Origin of the sequence: Flavobacterium fryxellicola (genome assembly GCF_900143245.1) — a bacterium.
Lineage (GTDB): Bacteria > Bacteroidota > Bacteroidia > Flavobacteriales > Flavobacteriaceae > Flavobacterium > Flavobacterium fryxellicola.
Genome location: NZ_FRDK01000011.1, coordinates 70,316 through 94,319 on the forward strand (window position 1 = coordinate 70,316; position 24,004 = coordinate 94,319).

Annotated in this window: 21 protein-coding genes and 1 pseudogene; 9 read left to right on the top strand and 13 right to left on the bottom strand. The window is 33.9% G+C overall.

Annotated features, from left to right (window positions below; translation table 11 throughout):
• Positions 1 to 71: 71 nt before the first annotated feature.
• The 10 genes from BUA03_RS14075 to BUA03_RS14120 form a co-directional block, all read right to left on the bottom strand.
• Entirely contained in the window at positions 72 to 362 is a 291-nt protein-coding gene (locus BUA03_RS14075; RefSeq protein WP_066076239.1) for a molybdenum ABC transporter permease, read from the bottom strand.
• Between the two features lie 239 nt (positions 363 to 601).
• On the bottom strand, positions 602 to 1,504 hold the full coding sequence (traN, locus tag BUA03_RS14080; RefSeq protein ID WP_066076241.1) for a conjugative transposon protein TraN: 903 nt from the start codon (positions 1,502 to 1,504) through the stop codon (positions 602 to 604).
• A gap of 34 nt (positions 1,505 to 1,538) precedes the next feature.
• Positions 1,539 to 2,840: a conjugative transposon protein TraM gene (gene traM / locus BUA03_RS14085; protein ID WP_066076244.1), complete on the bottom strand. Its 1,302-nt coding sequence runs from the start codon at positions 2,838 to 2,840 to the stop codon at positions 1,539 to 1,541.
• On the bottom strand, positions 2,827 to 3,114 hold the full coding sequence (locus BUA03_RS14090; RefSeq protein ID WP_066076246.1) for a hypothetical protein: 288 nt from the start codon (positions 3,112 to 3,114) through the stop codon (positions 2,827 to 2,829). The genes traM and BUA03_RS14090 overlap by 14 nt, the downstream gene beginning before the upstream one ends.
• An 11-nt stretch (positions 3,115 to 3,125) precedes the next feature.
• Positions 3,126 to 3,749 carry a conjugative transposon protein TraK gene (traK, locus tag BUA03_RS14095; protein ID WP_066076251.1) on the bottom strand — a complete coding sequence of 208 codons (624 nt, stop codon included), beginning with the start codon at positions 3,747 to 3,749 and terminating at the stop codon, positions 3,126 to 3,128.
• A 20-nt stretch (positions 3,750 to 3,769) separates the two neighbouring features.
• Positions 3,770 to 4,762 (bottom strand): conjugative transposon protein TraJ, encoded by a 993-nt coding sequence (gene traJ, locus BUA03_RS14100; RefSeq protein WP_066076254.1) that lies wholly within the window; start codon positions 4,760 to 4,762, stop codon positions 3,770 to 3,772.
• A 2-nt stretch (positions 4,763 to 4,764) separates the two neighbouring features.
• On the bottom strand, positions 4,765 to 5,397 hold the full coding sequence (locus BUA03_RS14105) for a DUF4141 domain-containing protein (RefSeq protein ID WP_066076256.1): 633 nt from the start codon (positions 5,395 to 5,397) through the stop codon (positions 4,765 to 4,767).
• A 23-nt stretch (positions 5,398 to 5,420) separates the two neighbouring features.
• Entirely contained in the window at positions 5,421 to 7,925 is a 2,505-nt protein-coding gene (locus BUA03_RS14110) for a TraG family conjugative transposon ATPase (protein ID WP_066076259.1), read from the bottom strand.
• Entirely contained in the window at positions 7,922 to 8,254 is a 333-nt protein-coding gene (locus BUA03_RS14115) for a DUF4133 domain-containing protein (protein ID WP_066076261.1), read from the bottom strand. The genes BUA03_RS14110 and BUA03_RS14115 overlap by 4 nt, the downstream gene beginning before the upstream one ends.
• Positions 8,255 to 8,264: 10 nt before the next feature.
• Entirely contained in the window at positions 8,265 to 8,567 is a 303-nt protein-coding gene (locus BUA03_RS14120; RefSeq protein ID WP_066076264.1) for a DUF4134 domain-containing protein, read from the bottom strand.
• Between the two features lie 482 nt (positions 8,568 to 9,049).
• Between BUA03_RS14120 and BUA03_RS14125 the strand changes: the two genes are divergently transcribed.
• From BUA03_RS14125 to BUA03_RS14135, 3 genes are read left to right on the top strand one after another with little or no spacing between them, the layout of a single operon-like run.
• Positions 9,050 to 11,731 carry a PD-(D/E)XK nuclease domain-containing protein gene (locus tag BUA03_RS14125; protein WP_066076267.1) on the top strand — a complete coding sequence of 894 codons (2,682 nt, stop codon included), beginning with the start codon at positions 9,050 to 9,052 and terminating at the stop codon, positions 11,729 to 11,731.
• Positions 11,731 to 12,771, top strand: coding sequence for a nucleoid-associated protein (locus tag BUA03_RS14130; RefSeq protein ID WP_066076270.1), 1,041 nt, complete (start codon positions 11,731 to 11,733; stop codon positions 12,769 to 12,771). Before BUA03_RS14125 ends, BUA03_RS14130 begins: the two co-directional genes overlap by 1 nt.
• 5 nt (positions 12,772 to 12,776) lie before the next feature.
• Positions 12,777 to 13,577 (top strand): TIGR02391 family protein, encoded by an 801-nt coding sequence (locus BUA03_RS14135; RefSeq protein ID WP_066076273.1) that lies wholly within the window; start codon positions 12,777 to 12,779, stop codon positions 13,575 to 13,577.
• A 20-nt stretch (positions 13,578 to 13,597) separates the two neighbouring features.
• Here the strand turns inward: BUA03_RS14135 and BUA03_RS14140 are convergent, their stop codons facing one another.
• From BUA03_RS14140 to BUA03_RS14150, 3 genes are read right to left on the bottom strand one after another with little or no spacing between them, the layout of a single operon-like run.
• The gene (locus BUA03_RS14140; protein ID WP_428839222.1) at positions 13,598 to 14,263 is read right to left on the bottom strand and encodes a conjugal transfer protein TraD; all 666 of its coding nucleotides are present in this window, start codon (positions 14,261 to 14,263) and stop codon (positions 13,598 to 13,600) included.
• The gene (locus BUA03_RS14145; protein ID WP_066076275.1) at positions 14,238 to 14,663 is read right to left on the bottom strand and encodes a DUF3408 domain-containing protein; all 426 of its coding nucleotides are present in this window, start codon (positions 14,661 to 14,663) and stop codon (positions 14,238 to 14,240) included. The genes BUA03_RS14140 and BUA03_RS14145 overlap by 26 nt, the downstream gene beginning before the upstream one ends.
• Positions 14,664 to 14,667: 4 nt before the next feature.
• Entirely contained in the window at positions 14,668 to 15,435 is a 768-nt protein-coding gene (locus BUA03_RS14150) for a ParA family protein (protein ID WP_066076278.1), read from the bottom strand.
• Positions 15,436 to 16,165: 730 nt separating this feature from the next.
• Here BUA03_RS14150 and mobA point away from each other — a divergent pair.
• From mobA to BUA03_RS14180, 6 genes and pseudogenes are all read left to right on the top strand, one after another.
• Entirely contained in the window at positions 16,166 to 16,606 is a 441-nt protein-coding gene (gene mobA / locus BUA03_RS14155; protein WP_066076372.1) for a conjugal transfer protein MobA, read from the top strand.
• Positions 16,603 to 17,918: pseudogene (gene mobB, locus BUA03_RS14160) on the top strand (conjugal transfer protein MobB). The gene mobA and the pseudogene mobB overlap by 4 nt, the downstream one beginning before the upstream one ends.
• 105 nt (positions 17,919 to 18,023) lie before the next feature.
• On the top strand, positions 18,024 to 20,024 hold the full coding sequence (mobC, locus tag BUA03_RS14165; RefSeq protein WP_066076280.1) for a conjugal transfer protein MobC: 2,001 nt from the start codon (positions 18,024 to 18,026) through the stop codon (positions 20,022 to 20,024).
• 94 nt (positions 20,025 to 20,118) lie between these two features.
• Positions 20,119 to 20,409, top strand: a complete 291-nt coding sequence (locus BUA03_RS14170; RefSeq protein WP_066076284.1) for a helix-turn-helix domain-containing protein — start codon at positions 20,119 to 20,121, stop codon at positions 20,407 to 20,409.
• Positions 20,410 to 20,602: 193 nt separating this feature from the next.
• Positions 20,603 to 22,687: an HsdM family class I SAM-dependent methyltransferase gene (locus BUA03_RS14175; RefSeq protein WP_082854262.1), complete on the top strand. Its 2,085-nt coding sequence runs from the start codon at positions 20,603 to 20,605 to the stop codon at positions 22,685 to 22,687.
• Between the two features lie 38 nt (positions 22,688 to 22,725).
• Positions 22,726 to 24,003 carry a restriction endonuclease subunit S gene (locus BUA03_RS14180; RefSeq protein ID WP_169807430.1) on the top strand — a complete coding sequence of 426 codons (1,278 nt, stop codon included), beginning with the start codon at positions 22,726 to 22,728 and terminating at the stop codon, positions 24,001 to 24,003.
• Position 24,004: the final 1 nt, after the last annotated feature.

Consider the following 24,004-nt stretch of genomic DNA (forward strand, 5'->3'; position numbering starts at 1 on the left):
ATTTTTTTTACTGGACTTCTTTTCTTTCCACATAAGTGACAAAAGAAAAGAAGCAAAAGAATGCCACTTTATTATTTTGGATTTTGATCGTGTTTAAATGGAACTTCTTTTTGAATTAGCACTTTGTTATCTTTCTGTTGTTTTGAATAACTCCATAATAAAAGTAGTCCAAAAATAATCAGAATATATGCAATCCATTTTCCTGTACGTTCCAAAAATGAAATAAAGACTGATTTTTCATAACTTGAAAAACTTTCCGCTCCCAAAGGACTTCTTCTGTAAAATTTTCTTCTGTTTATCCAATAACGAATACCAAAACCACTTAGCAAAGCTAAACTACTTAAAACCATTGTTGGATTCATAATTTGATTTTTTTTAATTTTAAATTTTAAATTTAGTGAAAACTACCTCATCAGTACGGAACTTACTATTTATAAATCAGTAAGTTGCGTACTTATTTATAAACAGTTAAAAAAACACTGTAATATACCCAACAAAAATAGGCTATATCACAAGTCGTGAAACAGCCTATTTGCCCATTATTATATTTTGAATACTATGAGAGAATTATCCTCAAATACCTCCTTCAAAAGAACCAATTTTAATTATGAAACTTCCTGTCTTTTATCAGTTTTGCTTTGAGTAAATCTGAATTTTTAAGTTTTATCAACTGATGTCTCGCTCCGTTTTTCTCATAAATTTCTATCAGGAGTACTTTGTCATCGGCAATAGTAAATTGATCCAATAAAAATATATTTCGCTCTACCGTTTTACCTTTAATTTCGTCCAATGGTTTGTAAATCCGTAGTGGATTCAACGTCCTTTCTTGTATAACTGTACGTTTGGCTAGCTTTTTATCCACTACTTTGAAAGTAACAAAATCGACATGGAAAGTGACGTAACTGCAATTAGTAACTTGAGTATGGAAATAGAACTTGCCATCATCTACATAGACTCCTTTTAATATGAACTCGATACCATAACTTCTAGCACCCTTATTCTTTATTAAATATTTGTCTTTTTTGTATATCGTTCCCATTAACTCGTCTACCAATGAAGGCGAATTCTTTCCGAGCTCTTCAAAAAGAACATCATTTGAATTCTCTCTATTTATTCCTTTCTGCATTTCTAAAAGATTATAATTCGTATTTACAGGCCAAGAATTGTAGAGCACATTGAAATTATAAAAATGTCCGTCTTCGGTAATTACTGAAAAATTGGTTTCCTCTGCAAAATCACGTACTGAAGCCTTTACTCGCAATACATTTTCCGCATCTTCCGCTTTGCTTGCAATAAGGTATTCACTTCCTAAATCTACGTATCGAATTGCAGAAGGAAATAGCAGATGCGAAGTTTTACTATAAGTTACCTCTATCGGGTACGGATCTATTTTTTCTAAGTTCAATTTTTGGGCATTATTAACAGTCACTTGCCCTTCAAATTTCGTACTGTAGCCTATAACTAAGACCAATACTAGTATTATATTTTTCATTGTTGTTTTCATATTTAATTTTATTAAATTTTACCAAGCTGATCATTTAATTTTTCGAGACTAGAAACACTTGAAGCCCTGACTTCAAGGTTACTTTTGGAGTTTTCATTTTTTTTGAAAAATAACCTGAAATACCTTGCACAAGACCACGGCTCAAATCGCCGGCAATCTGTTGCCCTGGGGAACTTGAAAGCATAATACTGCTTCCTGAAGTTTGCCCCATATTGGCAGCCATTTCTTTTAGAGCGCTCATTTCGGGAGAATAGGGTACAAATAATCCTTGTTGTCCATCTAATCCATAGATAGTAAGATCAACAGGAAGAATAGTACCATCCAACGCAATCGACGTAATTTTCATTTGGAGCCTTCCTTGATTGAATTTTGAGTTTGCCGTCAACACTGTTCCTTGAGGAATAATACGGTTTTGTATTTTGGCAGGCTCTAATAAACGTAAACGAACACTGCTTTCTACTGATACTAGCTGTGTGATTTGGATAACAGCTCTAATACTATTTTTTGGTTGTGTCTCCAGTTCGGTTTTCCCAGCAGTATAAAATCCTCGATTGCGATTTTCGCTCCAATTAGCTATAAAAGTGCTGTCAGGAAGGTTTCTATGTAATGACGAAACAGCATTTTTTCGAGCAGGAATAAATGAAACAAAAGATTCCTTTTCGGTTGAAGCAGTAGAAACAGCCATTGTTTTTTCATTTAATTGTTCCGTTGAAGTCTTATTGACTGGCAAATATTTAGCCGCCATTTGATATGACTTCTCCATTAACTCCAATTGATTGTCAACAATATTGGTAGGTGTTTCTTCCTTTCTTGCTAACTCTTTTTTTACCTCATCTAATTGTTTGCGTAATTCCTGCGTTTCAGATTTATCATTATTGTAAAAACTGCCCAATGTATTTTGTGCATTGCGATAACTATTCAGCGAAGTATTAGTATTGGTTTCTTTTTCAATTTCAGAAACATCTTGCAATGATTCTTCTGTACTCCCCTCATTCCAGTAATCAGACAGAGAGGTTAGCGCATTTTGTTTTTCTCGATTTTTTTGTTCCACTATTTCCTGTTCATAGGCTTTTTGTTTATCATTCTGTAAACCGATAGTAGAAGCCTGAGGAACGGAATCATAGAGACCTACATCTTCTGTCTTTCTTATGTTTTCCGATGGTATGAATAGTAGATACATACAACCAAGAAATACTATACCCATCAACGCAAACAGGATTGGCTTTTTAAATTTTTCTACATTATTATCTGAAGATTCTCGCGCTATATCTGTACTTTTATCTAAGCTATCATCCGTAACCAAGACCGTATTTTTTTTGTTTTCACTTTCTTTCATGTTTCCTGTTTTTTATAATTAACAACAAGGAATCCCGTAGCGACGCTGTGGATTCGTTCTTTTTGAGAAGAGCGCTTTCGATACGCTCCACATCCAGCTTACTGCTGTGTTTTCCGGTTTCAAACCAAACGCTAAGTGTAACAACTACAGTAAGAATCAAATAACTGATAAAAGAATACAGAATGTACTTGTACTGTTTTTGAAGAGGAAGTGCTCTCCAGCGTACATCAATCTTTATTAACCATAAGTCAATATTTGTTCGAAGATTTTCCATCTTGGTTTATTTTAACGTTCAATAATTTCTAGATCATTATTCTGCAGCACTGTAAACTTTTCTATATTGAAGCCTTGTGGATTAGTATCCGAACGAACGGAATTCACAAGGTAACAGGAGGTAACTAAATTGCGTTTGGTTACATTACTAGAGCGAATGATGTACTGCTTGGCATAAGTTTTTACAGCATAAGGATAGGTTTCAAAGTTGCATATCACACTATCTACTTCAAGGCGTTGTTGTACATTACCCGAAATAATCCGATTGTAATACCCCTTTTCAGCTAAGTCTTTGTAATAATCAAAAGCGCTTTTGTCTGCTAGATTAAATGCTCTTTTCATATTATTTTCTATAGCACTCTTGTCTGGTGCCAGTGTAAAGAAAAGCTCATGAAATCGACGTATGTGTTCCCGAGCTTCTACAGGACGATTGATTGAAGCGTCTTGCGCCAGTGCTAGCATTAATGATTTTCCGTTATCCAACACATAAACTTTTTGACGCTGCAATTCTGCAAACCGATACGATTCCCAAATTGCGTATGCGGTCACTCCAACACAGAGTACTGCAAATACTATGGCATAAAGTCGGATTTGTTTAAAGCTATTTTCGATATTTCTTAATATTTTAAATTCCATTTTACTTTAATTTTAAATTGTTACTTCATTAATCTCCCCCCAATATTTCCAGTAACTGCTCCCGTACCAGCTCCTACAATATTTCCAGTTTTAGCGCTAGTTTGATTTATATTACGAACAAAGTTTCCTGCTCCCCCTGCCTGAATAATCCACCCAGTCACCGTAGGAATTGTAAAATATCCAATGATGCCAATAATCATAAAGATTATATACACCGTACTGGATGAATCAGGAATAAAGTTGGGATCGGATAAACTGTCGATATCCTTTTGGAGTATTAACGATTGGATCTTGGACAACATCGAGCTGAAAAGGTCAGAAACTGGCAACCAGAGATACACACTAATGTATCGAGTAAACCACTGTGTTAAGGTGGACTGAAACCCATCCCAAACCGAAATAGCAAAAGCTATGGGGCCTAAAATTGATAGCACAATCAAGAAGAAAGTTCGTATCGTATCAATTACCAGTGCAGCAGCTTGAAAAAGTACTTCTAAAAACTCTCGAAAACTATCGCGAATCATTTTCTTGATACTATACATTTCTCTTTCAATATACATCCCCGATATGGTTGCCAAATCGGAAGGCGTCCATCCTAATTCATCCAATTTCTTATCAAATTCTTCATCCGATGCTAAATAGGCAGTCTCAGGATTTCGAAGCATAGCCTCTCTTTCCAGTTGGTCTTTCTGCTGTTGTAAAACATTCAAGTCCAAAACTTGATTTTGCAATATGCTATGTGTTCCTTGTACAACTGGACTAAGTACCCCATTGAGCGTTCCTAAAACAATCGTTGGAAAGAACATGATGCAGAGTCCTAAAGCAAAAGGTCTAAGTAGCGGAAATACATCTATCGGTTCTGCACTACTGAGTGCCTGCCAAACTTTTAATGCTACATAAAACAAAGCACCCAATCCAGCTAAACCTTTTGCTACTGCTGCCATATCAGCTGATAGTGGCAACATCTCGTCATAGAGCGAACGCAATACTTGGTGAAGATTAGAAAACTCCATGATTACCAATATTTTTGGTTAGCAGTTCCATAAAGCTCCAATACCGTTTTACTACTGTTTGCTTTCTTAGCGCGCAGATAACTAACCGAAATATTTTTATTGGTAAAATAGCGAACCAAATTATGGTACTCTTTAACTTTTAGATATACTTGGTCAATAATATCCATTCGCTCCTTATCAGTAAGCGACAAGCTGGAAGAACTTACAATTTGTTTTAACTCTTTCAGAAGTTCGGTACTTTCATTTAACAATATGGAATACCCATTAGCAATAGCCGTTAATTCTTGTTCATTAAAATTAGGATCGTTCAACATTTTTCCAAAATTCTTTACATACATTTCAGAAACATCACCAACAAGCAGCACGGTCTGTTGTACTTTTCGGGCATCCTTTACTAAATTGTTTACCGCCTTTAGCTTATCATAATATTCTTTTCCTTGATTATAGACTTTTTGGACTTCTTTAAAATTGTTAATCATGTTAGTTGCTGTGGTTGAAGTTTGTATAATCTGTCTCGCTGAATTGACAATTCCTTGAGCCAAATTGGTAGGATCTGTTACCACCCACTGTGCTTTAGCAGTCGGCATGACAGCAAATAAAATTACCATGCACACCATAATTTTTAAATTTTTCATTTTTATTCGTTTTTAAATTTTTACTATTTGTTTTCTTTTTCTCTTTTCTCAAGAGCTAACCTTTTAATGGCCTGTTCTACATTTCCATCCAGTTCTCCCGCAAGACGCATCACTTCTAACTTTTCGGTTTCTTCTGTGGTATAGGCTAAATATTCTTCAAGACTCACCTCTGTAGCATATACTGCTGAATGCGTACCTCCTAGTCCAATCCAAACTTCTTTGTATAACCTATTGGGATCATTGTTCATATTAATCGAAAGTACCTGTGCTTTTTCTTTTTCAGTAAGACCAAGCATGGCTTGGACATCATCAAATTTGTTCATGTACTTTCGTTGGTCAAGGAGTATTTTACAGTCCGAATTATTAATAATACTTTCTTTCACAATTGGAGATTGGATTATGTCATCTACTTCTTGGGTTACAACAATGGCTTCTCCAAAAAACTTTCGTACGGTTTTAAAAAGGTATTTGATGTATTCTGCCATTCCCTCTTTTGCAATAGCTTTCCAAGCTTCTTCAATCAGAATTAGTTTTCGTACTCCCTTCAAACGTCGCATTTTATTGATGAAAACTTCCATAATAATGATGGTCACAATTGGAAACAGTATTTTATGATCCTTGATGGCATCAATTTCGAAAACAATAAATCGTTTGGAAAGTAAGTCGAGTTGCTTTTCGGAGTTAAGTAAATAATCATATTCCCCTCCCCTATAATAAGGTTCTAATACATTTAAGAAGTTGGCAATATCAAAGTCTTTTTCGCGCACTTGCTTTTCCTGCAATACTTTTTTATAGTCCCCTTGTACAAATTCATAAAATCCATTGAACGACGGCAAATCGTCAGTTTGTTTTATTCGTTCAATATAACCACTCACGGCATTGGACAATGCGACTTCTTCTGAACGAGTTGGTGGTTCATCATCCCGTTTCCATAAAGTCAATATCAAAGTTTTGACACTTTCTCTTTTCTCAATATCGAATACGCCATCATCGGTGTAAAATGGATTAAAGGCAATAGGATTGTCTTCGGTGTAGGTGAAATAAACCCCATCTTCTCCTTTGGTTTTTCCCTTGATTAATTCACATAATCCTTGATACGAATTTCCAGTATCTACCAATAAAACATGAGCTCCTTGTTCATAATATTGTCTGACCATGTGATTGGTAAAAAATGACTTTCCAGAGCCTGAAGGCCCCAATATGAACTTATTCCTATTGGTGATAATACCTTTTTTCATTGGTAAATCAGAAATATCCAAATGGATCGGTTTTCCAGTAAGCCTGTCCACCATCTTGATTCCAAAAGGAGAGGGTGAACTTTTATAATTCGTTTCTTCCGTAAAAAAACACAGCGCAGGTTCAATGAAAGTGTAAAAACTTTCTTCACTTGGAAAATCTCCTGCATTGCCCGGCATTCCTGCCCAATAAAGCGTAGCAACATCGCTAGTATTGTGCCTTGGTTTGCATTCCATTAACGCCAAAGCGCTACCTGTGTCGTTCTTTAACTGTTTTAGTTCTGCTGGATTGTCAGACCACGCCATCACATTGAAATGCGCTCGTATAGATGCATGTCCAAAAGAATGTGCTTCGTTCAAATAGCGTTCGATCCATTCCTTATTGATTTGGTTGGCTCTGCTATAGCGTGCCAACGAATGCATGTTTCGTGCTGACTTCTCAAACTTACGCAGGTTGTCCTCACTGTTATCCAAAAAAAGATACTGGTTGTAGATGTGATTGCAAGACAACAATAATCCTACTGGTGCTGCAAAAGACAAGAGACAATCGCTTCTGTCCGTGGACAGCTTTTCGTAACGGGTTTCTGCTGATACCGAACTAGGCAAATCATCTGTATCGGACAACGTATGCAGACAAAGTCTTTTGTTTCCAATACGAACTTCTTCCCCACCCAAAGCAATATCCTGCATTGGTGTCCCCTCCTCTCTTGAAAGACTTAGGTATTGTTCCAATAATCCTTGTTTGTGATTTGTTCCAATGATGTCTTCTTCACTTAATCGCTCCAGTTTTATAAAACCGGAATCATTGACGATCCGCTCAAATTGTGCCACCGATTCCATAAAACGAGAAATCGTTTCTTTATCTCTTATTTCTTTTGGGATAAGGACACCTTTGCAAAGCGAAGAGAAATTACTCTGCATTCGCATACGTTCTTTGGACGTTTTTGTTAAGAACAGATAACAATAATGATTGAGAAACGGACGCTCATTAAAATGTTGTTGGTACGATTTTGCCAAAAAACTCAAATCTTCTTTTGCAATATCAGGAGAATAATTTTCCTTGATGTACCAATCCTGTTTGTGTACCAACGTGTAATCGGGCAAAGTTTTTATAGCCTTGTGCCATGCCGAATGAATGGCTTCGTATTCCGCAGAGGCAACCGTAAAAAGCTCTGGAAGTTGCACTATAAAACAAGCGGTGATATCGGCATCCTTTGAGATAATACAATTATTTTCTACTGCCAACAATGGAAACTTACTTTCCAGCGTGGTCGCTTTTGATTTATTTCTCATAGCTGGTACAATTTAGAGTTCAACTTAAAATAACGATGCGCAGGCTTGCGACAGATAATATATCGTGGATGTCGTTTGTTCGCTCCTACTTTCATCAAACCATGTTCACCGTACTTTTTGTTTAGTGAAAAAGTTTGCCAGACCAATAGTGATCCTCCACCGATTCCTATAAACAGACACAGATAAGAATTGACTCCAGTCATGTACAAGATCATTATCAGGATAAGCATCCCGAGCAAACCACCTGCGAATAGGAACAAGTACTGCGCTTTCAGTCCTTTGAATTCTACCGTTCTTCCTATTCCCTTATTTATATTATACGTATTCATACCGCAAATACTAAAGGAAGAATGAACGTAAAACAGTTGCCGCAACAATCAAAAAGATACAAGCTCCAAACCAACTCGCCGCCGTCTTACTGGTATCAGGATCTCCACTACTAAACTTGTTATATACCTTAACTCCTCCAATGAGCCCCACTACTGCGCCAATAGCATAAATAAGTTTTGTAGCAGGATCAAAATAAGAGGTTACCATTTGTGTAGCCTCTGTGATTCCTGCTGTTCCGTTTCCTTGTGCAAATGCACCAAGTGTTGATAGTAGAGTCACTACCAGCACTAGTTTTTTTCTTTGATTTTCCATGATTTAAATAGTTTTTTTGTTCTCTATTCCTGCACTTTACAGGATTTTGAAACAAATATCATTTGGAAAAAGTTGTGGTTTAATGAGTTGTCTTTAAGTGGATTTGTTTGGCAGAAGAAGACGTGTCAACTAGTTTTAGCATCATAAAAAACATTAAATTTGAGTAATCAAAAATATTATATTGTAAATCGCAATATGCAATACAGCATAATGAAAAATTGCTAATTAGAGAAGAACGATTTCAAATATTGATGGAGAAAATAGAACAAGTAATAAAATAAGAGTTTCTACTATTGACATGCATACAATCTCAAAAGACTTCTGTACAAATGTGTTATTAAATTGGTAATCAGTGTAATTGTCTGGCTAAAAACAGAAATTAAAACAAAGAAATATATTACATTAGCTTTTTTATTAATATGCTTCTAAATTGAGTCAAAAAAAACAATTAAACCTTATTAAAAATAATACAAAATTAAAATATGGGAGGTAATGCAGGAATAAGAGGTTATCTGATACAAACAATTATCTGTATTTTAGACGCATTGGATTCAGACAATAAGTGGTCTGAAGTAACGTTAGAGCCATTGGATGAATCCGAAAAAGTTGACATTAGGTGGGTTTATTCAGATAAAGTGAAAGTTTGTCAAGTAAAATCCTCTCAAAATATAATCAGGCTCACTGATGCTAAAAAATGGAGTAATGAATTAATTACCAACTCTCCAAATATTGAAGAGTATGAATTGATTGTTGTTGGGCATCCAGAAGAAAAACTCCTCAAAAGTGATTCAATTGGAAAGGTAAAAATATCAAAAGTACAATCCTTAAATACTGATAATCTTATCGATATTGCTTCAACAAAAATTGATGCTTACTATGAAAAACACGGCAGGACGAAGATGTCTTCTAAAGTTAGAGAAATTCTCGTTAAGACACTTGCTATGCACTTTGGAACAAATTCAATTACGGGTAAAGAAGTCACTAGAGAAGATTTTGACAAACAACTATTAGATTGGATTTCTGCTATTGAAAGACAAATAGAAACCAATCCGTTTGCGGTATTGGCGAGTCCCGCTGCTAATGAAAGTAAACCTTTTAACATTAGAATTGCGGAGAAAATTTTAGAATTGATAGGATGGACAAATTTCAATGAAAACATTGCCTTAAAAATCTATAATGATAAAACTGAAGAGGATGATGAATTTAAAGTCGACTTTTTTGGAGATTTTGAAAGTAAGCTAAAATCTAACACAGATGATGCCATTTTAGTAACATCAATTCATGATTTAACCTACCCTTTATCATCAAAAAAGGAAATTCAGCATTACCACTATAGCTCTGAAAAGATTTTTGATGATTTGCAATTAAAAAATAAAATACCATTTAAAAGAAATTCTTCAACAGAATATCATAATATTCTTTTTTGGCTCACAACAGAAAATTCAGAGGTAAATCAAGATTTTATTCATCATGCAAAAGACAACTATAGAAAAGACTGGCTAAATGAAGAAATGTACTATTATCTTGTAGATAATAATAAAGCTGTATTTTTAATAAGTTCCATTGTAACTGCTAAAAATTATCGCGAAGATCTTACAGTAAAGTTTTTATATCCAATAACTGAAGCTAATCAAAGCCCTGGGCAAATAGGTAAAAGAGGTACAAAGTTGCCTGCTCAATTCATTAATAGCTCAATACTCCCAATAATTAAGGAAAGTAGCAACAAGATAAGTATCCTTATTTTCTGCTCTGACTCTTTTTCGGAGGATTCATTGAAAAAACTCATTTGGTTGACAATTAGGCTTACAAGTGGTTTGGGAAATGAGTATCTTCTATATTTTTCAGATTATGATGAAATAGAAAACAAGAACATCGTAGCCGAGGTTATACGTTCTTTTGATGACGAAATTCTGGAAGATAAAATTCAGGTACAAAAATATGACCGGATAGATGCTGAGGCATTGGACGGAGTTTTGGCAACATCAAATTCTCTGGTAAAAAATGAAAACTTTGACGAGCTAAAGACTCAAACTCAACTGAAATCAAAGCACTTAAACGAAGCCTTTGTAAACATACTCCCATACGGAGATATTATTAAGCCTTTTCTAAAAACTGATGCAATCACGGCCAACGATATGAAAATTTTCCTTGCAAAAAAAGGGATTTTTGTAAAAAGTGCTGATCGAAGTAAACTGATTAGTTTAATGTCAGTCCTTTTGTTTAGTCCTAAAGAGCTGGAAGATTTTAAGACTCTTATAGATGTAAAAGATAGACCCGTTAATACAATTAACGAGATATTTCAAATAAAACAAAATGAAAGTCTAGAAAGTGTATTTAAGCGAATACGTCCAAATTTTGATAATGTAACAGAGAATCTAAACACGAAATTGCTAGATACACCAGTTTTTAAACCAAACCCGTCTAATCCTAATGAATACATACTTGATGTGCGTACAGAAAGAAAAGATCCTACCAGCCAAGTATCAGTAAATACTTTATGGGGAAGAATTGAAATTATTTGTACAAAAGAAAATGATACTCTGGTAGTAAATCGAGTAAATACGGTGTCTCGTGAAGATAAGGTTATCGCTAAAAGGGTAATGAAAAGTGTTGAAAGTGAATTTAAACAAGCTGATTTTATTAAAGATGAAACTATTAAAATTATGTTCAAGAGTTTTAAAGACAATATTGACCGTGTCAATTTTTTACTAAGCTTTACAAATATTACTTCATCTACAATATTTAAAGAGCCCGAAATTAAATCAATCAAATTCAAATTTGATGATGTTGAAGATATACCTGAAGCATTTAAAGATAAAAAAGATAAAGATTTGATTACTTATTTTTCAGGTAGAAACTTGTCGGGAATTAATGAGATTTCGGAAGATGATTTCAAGAAAGTTCTTTTATTAGAGGAAATTTATATTACTTATAAATATGACCATTACAATTTAAAAAATGGCTTTTATAGTGTGAAATATAATTTCTCAGACGCTCTAAAAAATAAACCTGAAAAAGATGGAGTATTCAAATCGGAACCTAATTTATACATGTCATCACAAGTAAAAAAACTAGCAAACATAGACCTTTTTAAGAGAGAACTTTCAAAAGAAATTGAAAGAATAAAATTGGAAAAACTTAAACAATTCAATATTATAGAATAATGATCGATTTTACAGGAGTTAAATTACAAAGTATAGTTACTCATTTTGTTGGAAACAAATTGAGAGACGAAAGAATAAAAGTTTCATCAGGAGAAGTAAACATAGTTGAGGGAGATACAGAAAAATATTTATTAAAGTATTTTCTTTCGTCTTTTCAAGATAATGAAAAATTTAATTTCAGTAATCCTACTGAACTGTCATTAAATGCAGTTTATACATTAATTAGCAGGATATTTTCCAACACTGATTCCTTTTATGATAATACTGTTGAAATATCAAAACATCTATACGAAAGTTCTACTCATCCAAAAGTTAATGCAGGAGAATTTACAATTTGTTTATTTGAAAATATTTTTTTGGATGGTATAGAGACTACAGCAATAGGGTTATTTAAAACAGAAGTAAAAGACGTGTTTCTAAAATTTGATCCCACAAAGGATAATTACACCATCAAATATGAAAATGGTGTAAATATTGGAAAACTTGATAAAGGTTGTATTATATTCGATGTTAAAGTTGAAAGTGGATACACAGTTTGTATCGTTGACTCTAATAAATCAAACGACACACAATATTGGAAAGATGATTTTCTGAGCATTCGACCAAGTGCGGATAATTACCATTTTACAAAAAATTTCCTATCTATTACAAAAGACTTTGTTACAAAACAACTTTCTGAAGAATTTGAAGTAAGTAAAGCGGATAAAATAGATTTACTAAATCGTTCGGTTGATTACTTTAAAAATAACGAGAAATTCGACAAACAAGAATTTGAGAAAAAAGTCTTTGAAGATGATAGTTTGATTGCATCCTTTCAAAATTTTGATAAAACTTTTAGGAAAGATAATGAAATTGCTCCTTCTGAAAACTTTGAAATCTCAGATAAAGCAGTTAAGAAGCAAGCTCGTGTTTTTAAGAGTGTATTAAAATTGGATAAAAATTTCCACATCTATATTCATGGGGATAAAAAGCTTATTGAAAATGGAACAGATGAAACTGGAAGAAAATTTTATAAAATCTATTATGAAGAAGAAAAGTAGAAAATATGGCTGATATTAAACGACCAATGTTTGAACCGCACATATTAGAAGGACTATGTAGATCTATTGGAGATACTTCAGATGGTTTAAGTGGTACAGAAATAGGCCAAATCCTAGTGAATTCTAATATTCCAGATATTGATTCTCAAAACACTAAATGGAAACGCTTGTATTCAGCATTTGCTGATTGGCAAAATAAGAATCAATGCTCAAATCATATTCTAAGATTTGTTCAGGATGCCTTACAACCAGTTAGATACATTGGAAAGGAAGGCACTTTTCATAGCCGTAGGCTGGAGGTAAATAAACGTTTGTATTTTGTCGGTACAGAGCTTACAGAAGAAGGCAAATTTAGGCTAGTTGAAAAGGCTACTACAATTGCAGAAGCAGAGCAACGTGCAAGCAGTTTAAAACATAAGTTAGAAAATCGAAATGTTCATAAAATAATCTTTGAATATTGTACAGCAGAATTATTGGTTGAAAATTATTTTCATTCAGTCTTTGAAGCAACAAAAAGCATTGCAGATCGATTAAGGACTATGACTGGACTTTACGCAGATGGTAATACTTTAGCTGAAACTTCATTTTCTACTAGTAACCCACTGATTAAAATCAATCTTTTAAAAACAGATACAGACAGAAGCGAGCATATAGGATTATGTAATCTAATTAAGGGAATATTTGGTTTGATAAGAAATCCAACTGCTCATGAGCCAAAAATTAAGTTTGAAATTACAGAAGAAGAGGCCTTGGATATTCTAAACACTATTTCGTTTATACATAAACGACTTGATAAAGCTATATAGTAAAAAAAAAAATGGGGAGCCTAAACAAACTCCCCAATATCAAACCCCTCCAAATCCTTTTTATGCAAAAAAGAAGAACCAGAATCCGTCTCTGCAGAAAGTGTACCGTCTAGCAGCTTGGCTATTTTTTGAGAGGCATCTTCGATAGAATTTTCCAATAGGTCGAATAATTCGGTTCCTTGTGTTTTCTGAAGTAGGACTGTTGCTGTTTCCTTTTGAGAGGGTCTCATTTTCTCTTTTTTTAACAACTTTTTTACAGTGCTTAATTCTTCAAAGGTAACCCCTTGGGCAAAACCGTTATCGCCATCGGATATTCTATAACTATTCCATTCTTCCTCCTCATCCTCAAAATCGGGTACATTCCCAAAAACTTCATCCAGCTCTTCTGGTTGCATTTGTATCTCGACTTTTTCTTCGTCGATTTCAATTTCAAAATTATCATTAATATGTTCCTCTTTTTGTTTTTGACTTTCATTGTCATTTTTTGGCATTGAAAGACTTCTTCGAGGCTTAGGCTGCCCCATAATATCGGGTAATTTTGGATTGCTTTTATCCTGTACTGGCTTTTGCTCCTGATATTTCTTGACGACAATCTTGTCTTGTAAAAGCAGTACAATGACAATCAGTAAGCATATTACGATCACTGTTTCCATAACTTCATTATAAAATAGGTTTGTATTTATCATTAAAACTCTTAGTTATCTGTTCTCCAAATTCCTGAAAATGGTAATCTAGCAAACTATCCAAATAAGCATAAATAGTGATCTTGTCTTCCCCTATCACCTGAACGATACGGGAAAGCTTTTCATGAAAATCGGGTCTGATATAGACTGTTTTTCCGTCACGTGCATTGGTGTCAATTCTTTTGAAAAAGATGCTTTCGTAATCCCCTTCGCTTGCCCGTTTCCCCCTACTCTTTTCCTTAATCGTGGTTTTCTCTTTGGGAGGTTCTTTATAATTCCCGTTTTCACTTTCCTTTTCTATCGGAACTTTTAACCCTTCTTTTTTTATACCATCCACCATCAGGTTCATCATCAACTCCTCATTAATTTCGGGCGTGTTTTTTTTCTTATTTTCTTTTTCCATAATTCTATAATTGAATGATTTTCAAAAATTCGTTTATAAATTGATCTAACTGACAAGCTTTCATCAAACGTTCATCGGGAGGCATTACAGTAGAACGAAATACGGTTTTGCTATTCTCTTCACTTTCTTTACGAAAGCGAGTACTGTTCTTAATTTGGCTTTGCATAAGACTTAATCCTAAGTGCTCAATAAGTTGGTTGTAAACTTCATATAAAGGGGTACTTTCCCGACCATCAACCTGATTCCAAAACAGATAAATAGTTTTTATAGAAGTTGCTCCTTTTTTCATAATTACATCTTGCAAGAGCTGCGTAAAAATGAGCGTACTCTCCATAACCAAACGATCAGCCGTAATTGGCGTAAAAATGTGGTGCATTCCGGCCAAGGCTTTCAGAATACCAGGAGTATTCACCGTTCCAGGGAGATCAAAAAACAGAACATCAATTGGTACAGTAGTATTATTTAAAAATTCCTGAGCAGCCTCCAATACACTTTCCGCTTTGTGTTGTACAATGGGATAGGCTTTTTTGTTGATGGTTGTAAATTGTTTGTAAGCTAGTTTTTTCAAATGCTCATTTTCCATAACCATTGACAGATCACGAGATTTCATTTTGATTAAACTGTGCTGAGGAAAGTCGGCATCAAAGACGGCTACGTTGTAACCCAATCTATAGTGCATTGTACTTGCAACTAAAGTCGTAAAGGTACTTTTTCCGACACCGCCTTTTTGAGAAGAAAAAGCGATAAATTTTGTGTTGTGATTTGCATTCATAGTTCAACTGTTTTTAATTATTTATATCGGTATTTACTTGTATATGTATTTCTTCAGTTAGTTACCTACAGCATTATGTGTGTACCTCGTTATCTATAATTTTATGTAGTTAAGCAGGCAGTTAACAAAATATATGCACATTGCGTTATGTATTTATATCTGTAGGCAATTCCATGAATATTTATCCGCAGGAGTACCTAGAAACTTAAGTACATCTGTACTTAATCATATAACTATCTAGTTCAATTCCTATCTAATTATAACCGTCTGACTGTACTTTTCTATAGTGATACTTATATAATTATGTTGTTACGTACATAGCTAACTAGGTATTCCTGTTTGTTTATAAGTACAAAGAAACATAGCGATATAAGTGCATTTAACATTGTGGTTGTTCTTGGCTTTTAGTGACACGATTTGTCCAATCCTTTAACCTCAACATTAAGACATTCAATAGCTTACTTTGTAAAAGGAGAAAATCAATGAACCAATGAAAGGATCAAATCAATTTCTGGATAACAACTGGAACGGCCTAAAGCCGTTTTTTCCCTGCTATAATAAATCCTGTTCCGCCGGCAGGCGGACGGATTATCTGTTCACCAGAACAGAGCAAGTTGTGTTTTGAGGCACTCGAAATGAATTCCGTGCCTCAAAACAACTTGCCCCCTGCGGCGGGGCTTAAAACTCCCTCCGAAGTCGGGGTTTTCTAAAAATTACAAATGGAATGATGATGGAAGATCAAGAGAACAAAAAACAACACAAAGGCGGTAGGAACCCCAAAAAGGATCCTAGCATACACCGTTATGTTTTTCGTTTAACGGATCAGGAAAATGCTAAATTCCTATCTCTTTTTGAAGCTTCGGGAGCAGACAATAAAGCTCATTTTATTACTTCAGTTCTATTTGAAAAGCAAATAAAAACGGTAAAAGTAGATATGGCAGCAATGGATTATTATATGCGCTTAACCACTTTGTATGGTCAGTTTCGTGCCGTTGGCGTTAACTACAATCAGATTGTCAAGATATTGTACCGCAATTTCTCCGAAAAAAAAGCAGCCGCTTATCTCTTTAAATTGGAGAAACAAACAATTGAATTGGCTCAATTATGTCGCGATATCGCTCAATTAACAGAAGAATTTGAACTGAAATATTTGAAAAAAGAAGAAAAATGATAGCAAAAATTGGTCGTGGAGCAAATATAATTGGAGCACTTTCGTATAACCAATTAAAAGTAGATCAAGAAAACGGAGCAATAGTAGCGACCCATAGAATAAGAGAAACAGTTAATGGACAGTTTACCGTTAACCAATTATACAGCTCGTTTGAACCTTATTTAATGGCAAATAAACGAACAGAAAAACCAGTTTTGCATATCTCACTTAACCCAAATCCAAAAGATAATGTATCTGATGAAGACTTTAAAAAGATCGCAAAAGACTACATGGAACTTATGGGTTATGGTGACCAGCCTTATGTAGTATTTAAACATACCGATATTGAGCGAACGCACATTCATATAGTTTCGACAAGCGTTGATCGTTACGGTAAAAAGTTATCTGATTCCTATGAGAAATTGCGTTCTATGAAAGCTTGTCGTGTACTGGAACAAAAATATCAATTACTTCCTGCTACTGAAAAGAACCAAAATTCGAAACATGTAATTTTTAAACCAGTTGATTACAAGGAGGCCAATGTAAAAAGTCAAATAGCATCGGTAATTCGGCATTTGCCAAAGTATTACCAGTATCAAAGTTTAGGAGCTTATAACGCATTACTTTCTTTATTCAATATCACTGCCGAACAAATAACAGGAGAAATTCAAGGTCGGACTAAGCAAGGACTCGTTTATTTTGCATTAGATGAAAATGGAGAAAAAGCAACAAATCCGTTTAAATCCTCTCTATTTGGAAAACAGGCTGGAATGGATAGTTTACAAAATCATTTCGAACAATCTAAAGAAAAAATGAAAACAGAACTTTCGAAAGAGATCCTAAAAAATTCGGTTGAAGTCGCAATGCATACCACGACTAATGAAACCGACTTTAAAAAACAACTAGTCGATCAGGGAGTTAATACCATTGTTCGAAGAAATGATCAAGGACGAATTTACGGAATGACTTTTATTGACCACGAAACTCGTACCGTGTGGAATGGATCCCAATTAAGTAAAAATTTATCAGCCAACGTTTTTAATGACTATTGGAAGAATGAAGGTACTCAAAAAGTTCAAAATGACATGAAGAATGATAAAACAGTCCTATCCACAAATCAAGAAAATGAATCCAAACCAGAAAATGAAAAACCACACGCTCTTTTCGATTTTCTTAATGGAAATAATTCAACCCATTCTAATACTGATTTTGGCCTTGAAGAAAGCCTTGGAAGTTTACTACCAATTCACAAGGTGAAGATTGTGAAGAGCAAGCATTTGCTAATCAAATGAAGAAAAAGACGAAACGAAACAATCATCGCGGCAAGAAATAGTTTCAGCGAGACAACCAAGGTCAATTGATGCCAACGGAAGTCAATTAACTTAGATTCTTTAACGTTCGATCTATTTTCGCTCGTTACATTTTAATTTTTTCAATTATGCAAGGAGAAGACGATTTAAGAGGACTCGCCAAAATAATGGCTTTCATGCGTGCGGTAAGCATCCTATTATTATTGATGCACTTCTACTGGTTTTGCTATAGCTTTTTCTTAGAAAAAGGTTGGACGCTAGAAATCATCAATAAAATACTAGGTAATTTTCAACGGACGGCAAGCCTGTTCTCTCATACCTTATACACCAAGATTTTTGCTTTGGTATTGTTAGCTTTAAGCTGTTTGGGAACAAAAGGAGTCAAAAACGAAAAAATTAGTTGGACAAAAATCTACATTGCCTTAATCATTGGATTTATACTCTTCTTTCTCAATACACCTTTGTTGAAGTTGCCTGCTGGAATCGCTATCTCCTTGTATATCTTGACTACTTCAGCGGGTTATATTTCGTTAATGGTAGCTGGTGTATGGATTAGCCGCCTACTGCGTACCAATCTTATGGATGACGTTTTTAATAATGAGAATGAAAGCTTTATGCAAGAAACCACATTAATGCAAAATGAATATTCCGTTAATCTGCCAACCAAGTTTTATTACAAAGGAAAATGGAATGAAGGATGGATAAACGTTGTAAATCCTTTCCGAGCCTCCATTGTTTTGGGAACACCAGGTTCTGGAAAAAGTTATGCGATCATAAACAACTATATCAAGCAGCATATCGAAAAAGGATTTTCCATGTACATCTACGATTTCAAATTCGATGATCTTTCTACAATTGCATACAATCATTTATTAAAGCATAGCGACAAGTATATTGTTAAACCAAAGTTCTATATTATCAACTTTGACGACCCTAGCAGAAGCCACCGTTGCAATCCCATCAATCCCGATTTCATGACTGACATCTCAGATGCTTATGAATCGGCTTATACCATTATGTTGAACCTTAACCGCAGTTGGATACAAAAGCAAGGGGATTTCTTTGTTGAATCTCCAATTATATTACTGGCCGCTATTATCTGGTATTTGAAAATTTATGATAACGGAAAGTATTGTACGTTTCCACATGCTATTGAATTACTGAACAAGAAATATGTTGATGTATTTACCATTCTTACTTCCTACCCTGATCTCGAAAACTATTTATCTCCGTTTATGGATGCTTGGCAAGGTGGTGCTCAGGATCAGTTGCAAGGGCAAATCGCTTCCGCAAAAATTCCTTTGTCTCGAATGATTTCACCTCAACTCTATTGGGTAATGACTGGTGATGATTTTTCGTTGGATATCAATAATCCAAATGAACCTAAAATACTTTGCGTTGGAAACAATCCCGATAGACAAAATATTTATTCAGCTGCATTAGGTTTGTATAATTCGAGGATTATAAAACTAATCAATAAGAAAGGAAAATTAAAAAGCTCTGTTATAATTGATGAGTTACCAACTATCTACTTTAGAGGTTTGGATAACCTGATAGCCACCGCTAGAAGTAATAAAGTAGCGGTCTGTTTGGGTTTTCAGGATTATTCACAATTGACACGTGATTATGGTGATAAGGAAAGTAAAGTCATCCAAAATACTGTGGGTAATATCTTTAGTGGTCAGGTTGTGGGCGAAACTGCCAAAAGCCTATCAGAACGCTTTGGAAAAGTGTTGCAGAAACGTCAAAGTCTAACCATCAATCGAAACGACAAATCAACCTCAATATCCACTCAATTAGACAGCTTGATACCAGCTTCTAAAATCTCCACGCTTACCCAAGGAATCTTTGTAGTAGCTGTTGCAGATAACTTTGACGAACGCATTGAACAGAAAATTTTCCATTCTGAAATTGTAGTGGACAATGAGAAAGTAGCAGCAGAAACAAAGACGTATAAAAAGATACCCGTGATTTTATCTTTCGTTGATGAAAATGGCGAAAATCAAATGAAAGCCGAAATTGAGGCTAATTATAGACAGATAAAACGGGATATTGTTTTAATTATTGAAAGTGAATTGCAACGAATTAAAAATGATCCTGATTTACAACATTTGGTACAGGAGAGTTAAAACCGTAAGTTGGAAATTGAAGAAATTAATTCTAAACGTTTGTGATTATGTACATATCTGTGATTTTTGTTCATATTAATGAACATTTACAGAAATGAGCGCAAAAAAACAAATCATATTCCCTAAACACCAGCTCCTTTTAGAGCAAATAGGTGAGAATATTAAACTAGCTCGAAAAAAAAGAAAACTAACCGTTATACAAATCGCAGAAAGAGCAGATATAGCAAGAACTACTTTATATCACATAGAAAAAGGAACTTCAAGTACAGCAATAGGTGCTTATTTCAATGTACTTCGAGTTTTAGGACTTCAAGATGATTTTCTAAAACTAGCTGCAGATGATGAACTAGGTCGAAAACTCCAAGATTTCGAATTGCTAAAATAATGTAAAAACATAACAGGCCCACTAGCAAAACCTATATCTATGTTTACGCCTATTACCATGAAATCCCCCGACCTAAATTGATAAGTATCTTAGCATTATAATACGCTGGAAGAAAAAAAGCATATTAAATATTGAAATAGCAGTAAAAACGGCTATTCTTGGTATATTTACCAATTCAAAAAATACAATAAAAATGAATATCAATATCCTTCAATACGAAAGAGACGTTTGGAAAACCGCAGATTTACTAATAGCATCTGGAATAAAGCAAAGTGATTTTCCTAAATATATGATGCCTTTCTTTGCGCTGTTAATGGTAGAGAGTAGATTAGTAAGAGAAGCAAAAAGACTAAAAGAAGAAATTGGAGATATTGATATTGAGGATTTTATCGAAATGTTTCAACTCGAAGGATTAGGATATAACGATTTCGTAATTCGCAAAAACAAAACACTAAAAGACATTTGTAAAAATGACAAAACTTTTGATGTAGATTTTCACGCCTATTTAAAAGCTTTTGATGCGGAAACTAAATATTTATTAGGAGTTGATAAAGGAACTGAAGAGGAAAAATTTTTGGATATTTCGGGTATTAGTGGATTATTAAAAAAGAAAAGAATATTATTTGAAACAGTGCAAACCTGGAGCGAAATAGATTTGACACCTTTCAATAATTCTGAAATCACCACTTTAGAAGAGCACATCAAACGTAAATGGGCTGATATATCGGCAGAAACAGCAGGAGAACAATATACACCTGATGATATTATTACTTTGATTACAGACATTATAGCTTCTAAAATTGAGGATAATGATACCTTTTTAACGATTTATGACCCGACGTGTGGTGGAGGAAATTTATTGTACGGTGTAGAAGATAAAATCAAAGAAAAATTCAGAAGACCAACAAAGACACACGGTCAAGACTGGAACGATAGCTTGTACGCTTTAGCGAAAATTGAAAGTCGTTTTAGAACAGATAGTCAAATAGAATACGGTAATACATTAACGGATATTAAATTCATTGAAAAGAAATTTGATGTTATTGTCGCTAATCCACCTTACGGAGTAGATTGGAAAGGTTTTCAAAAAGACATACAAAATGACACTACCGAAAGATTCGTTGCTTTACCATCAATTTCTGACGGACAGTTTTTGTTTACACAACATATTTTATACCAATTGGGTGATGATGGCTTAGCCGTTGTGGTTCACAATGGTTCAACTTTATTTAGTGGTGATGCGGGTAGTGGCGAAAGCGCTATTCGTAAACATTTCCTAGACAATGATTGGGTAGAAGCAATTATTCAAATGCCAACAGATGAATTTTTCAATACAGGGATTTATACTTATTTATGGATTTTCAACAAGAACAAACCAGCAGACAGAAAAGACAAAGTAATGTTGATTAATGCCGCTAATTTATTTGTGCCTTTAAAGAAAAGCAAAGGAAAAAAACGCAAAGAAATGGCAGCTGATAACAGGCTAGAGATTGTTAATGCTTTTACAGATTTTAAAGAAAATGAGTTTTGCAAAATCTTTGACAAATGGCATTTCTATTTCAACAAACAATCCATAATGCTAACCAATATTGATAGTAATGGAAAGGCTATCGAAATGCCTAATAAAGTAACAAAAGAAGGCGATATTACAGAAGAGAAAAGTATCAAGTTAGATACTAACACAATCGCAATTTTAGATAGTTTTGAAGCGAACGGAATGAAAGCCATTAACGAAATGGTAATTACAACCTTTGATAATAAAACACATACCAGTTTAGCCAATTATTACGAAGACTATTTTAAAGCGTTTGTAAATGATTTTGATTATAAAGACGATGCCTTTATATTAATTGACAATCAAGGAAACTCTTTTGAATACGACAACCACAAAGAAAGTATTGTTGTAAAAGACAAAAAACAAAAGGAGACGTTTTTAGGTAACGGTAAAATTGTAATTAAATCTTTTTTCAAAAAGGCGACTAAAACTAAAGAAGAATACATTTTAGTGACTGCCGAATTGACTAAAGACCTTCAAAAAGATTATGAAATAATTCCCTTCCAACCTATTGAAGAAGAAAACCAAAAGCAAATTGCGGCTTTTATGGCAAAATACATAACCAAGCCTTTTGAGTATTTAGATAACACCATTGGAGTAGAAATCAACTTTAATAAAGTATTCTATAAACCTGAAAAATTGAGAAATGTTATAGCAATAACTGCAGATTTAATGGAGTTAGAAAATGATTTAGCTAACCTTGAAAAAGAATTAGCAATATGATAAAATGCGACATTTACAAACCATCAGGCATTGATTGGTTGGGTGATATTCCAAATGATTGGGAATTTAAGAGATTAAAAGATTTTGGCTCATTTCAAAATGGAGTAAGTAAGGGAAAAGAATATTTCGGTTTTGGATGTCCTTTTGTTAGTTATGGTAACGTTTACAATAATACTATTTCTATTGATAAGATTGATAAATTAGCAAACTCAAATAAAGAGGAACAAAAACTATATTCTGTAAGAGAAGGAGATGTTTTTTTTACAAGGACTTCAGAAACCATAGATGAAATAGGCATTGCTAGTACTTGTCAATCTACAATTGAAACAGCTACTTTTTCTGGATTTGTAATACGATTTAGACAAAACGGTAAAGTATTATCAAAAGAGTTTTCTAATTATTTTTTTAAAGCAAATTCAAATAGATTATTTCTTTCTAATGAAATTAATATAGTTACGAGAGCTTCTTTAAGTCAAGGTGTTTTAGGTAATTTACCAGTTTTAATTCCTTCAAAGAAAGAACAAGCAACCATTGCCAATTACCTCGATACTAAAGTCCAAGCATTAGACAAAAAAATAAGCCTATTAACTCAAAAAGCAAACTATTACAAAGAATATCGCAAAAGTATTATTAACGAAACAGTTTGTAAAGGTTTAGATAAAACCGTGAAGTTGAAAGACAGTGGTATTGATTGGATTGGTCAAATTCCTAAACATTGGGAAGTAAAGCGATTGAAAGATAGTTTTAAATTATTTACAGGAAATAGTATTTCTGATAAGGGATTGTACGAGGATAGAAATAATAGCATAGATTACATTGCAACTAAAGATATTGATTTTGAAACTGGAAAACTAAAGTATGATAATGGTATTTATATTCCGATTGGCAACAAAGAATTCAAAATAGCAAAAAAACATTCTATACTTATCTGTTTAGAAGGTGCAAGTGCTGGAAAAAAAATTGGCTTTACGGATAGAGATGTTTGTTTTGTAAACAAACTTTGCTCAATTAAAAGTTTTTCGAAAAATTCAAATGATAAATATTTATATTATTTTACTCAATCTCCGCTATTTGAAAAACAATTTTTTGCAATACTTAATGGGCTAATTGGGGGTGTTGCCTTAAGTTTAATAAAATATTTTGATGTTGTGAAACCAACTCTAAAAGAACAAACTGAAATCGCCACCTATTTAGATAACAAAACCCAAACAATAGATAAGATAGTTAACAATATCAATACGCAAATTGCAACATTAAAAGAACTTCGTAAAACGCTGATAAATGATGTGGTAACAGGGAAAATAAAAGTGTGTTAAA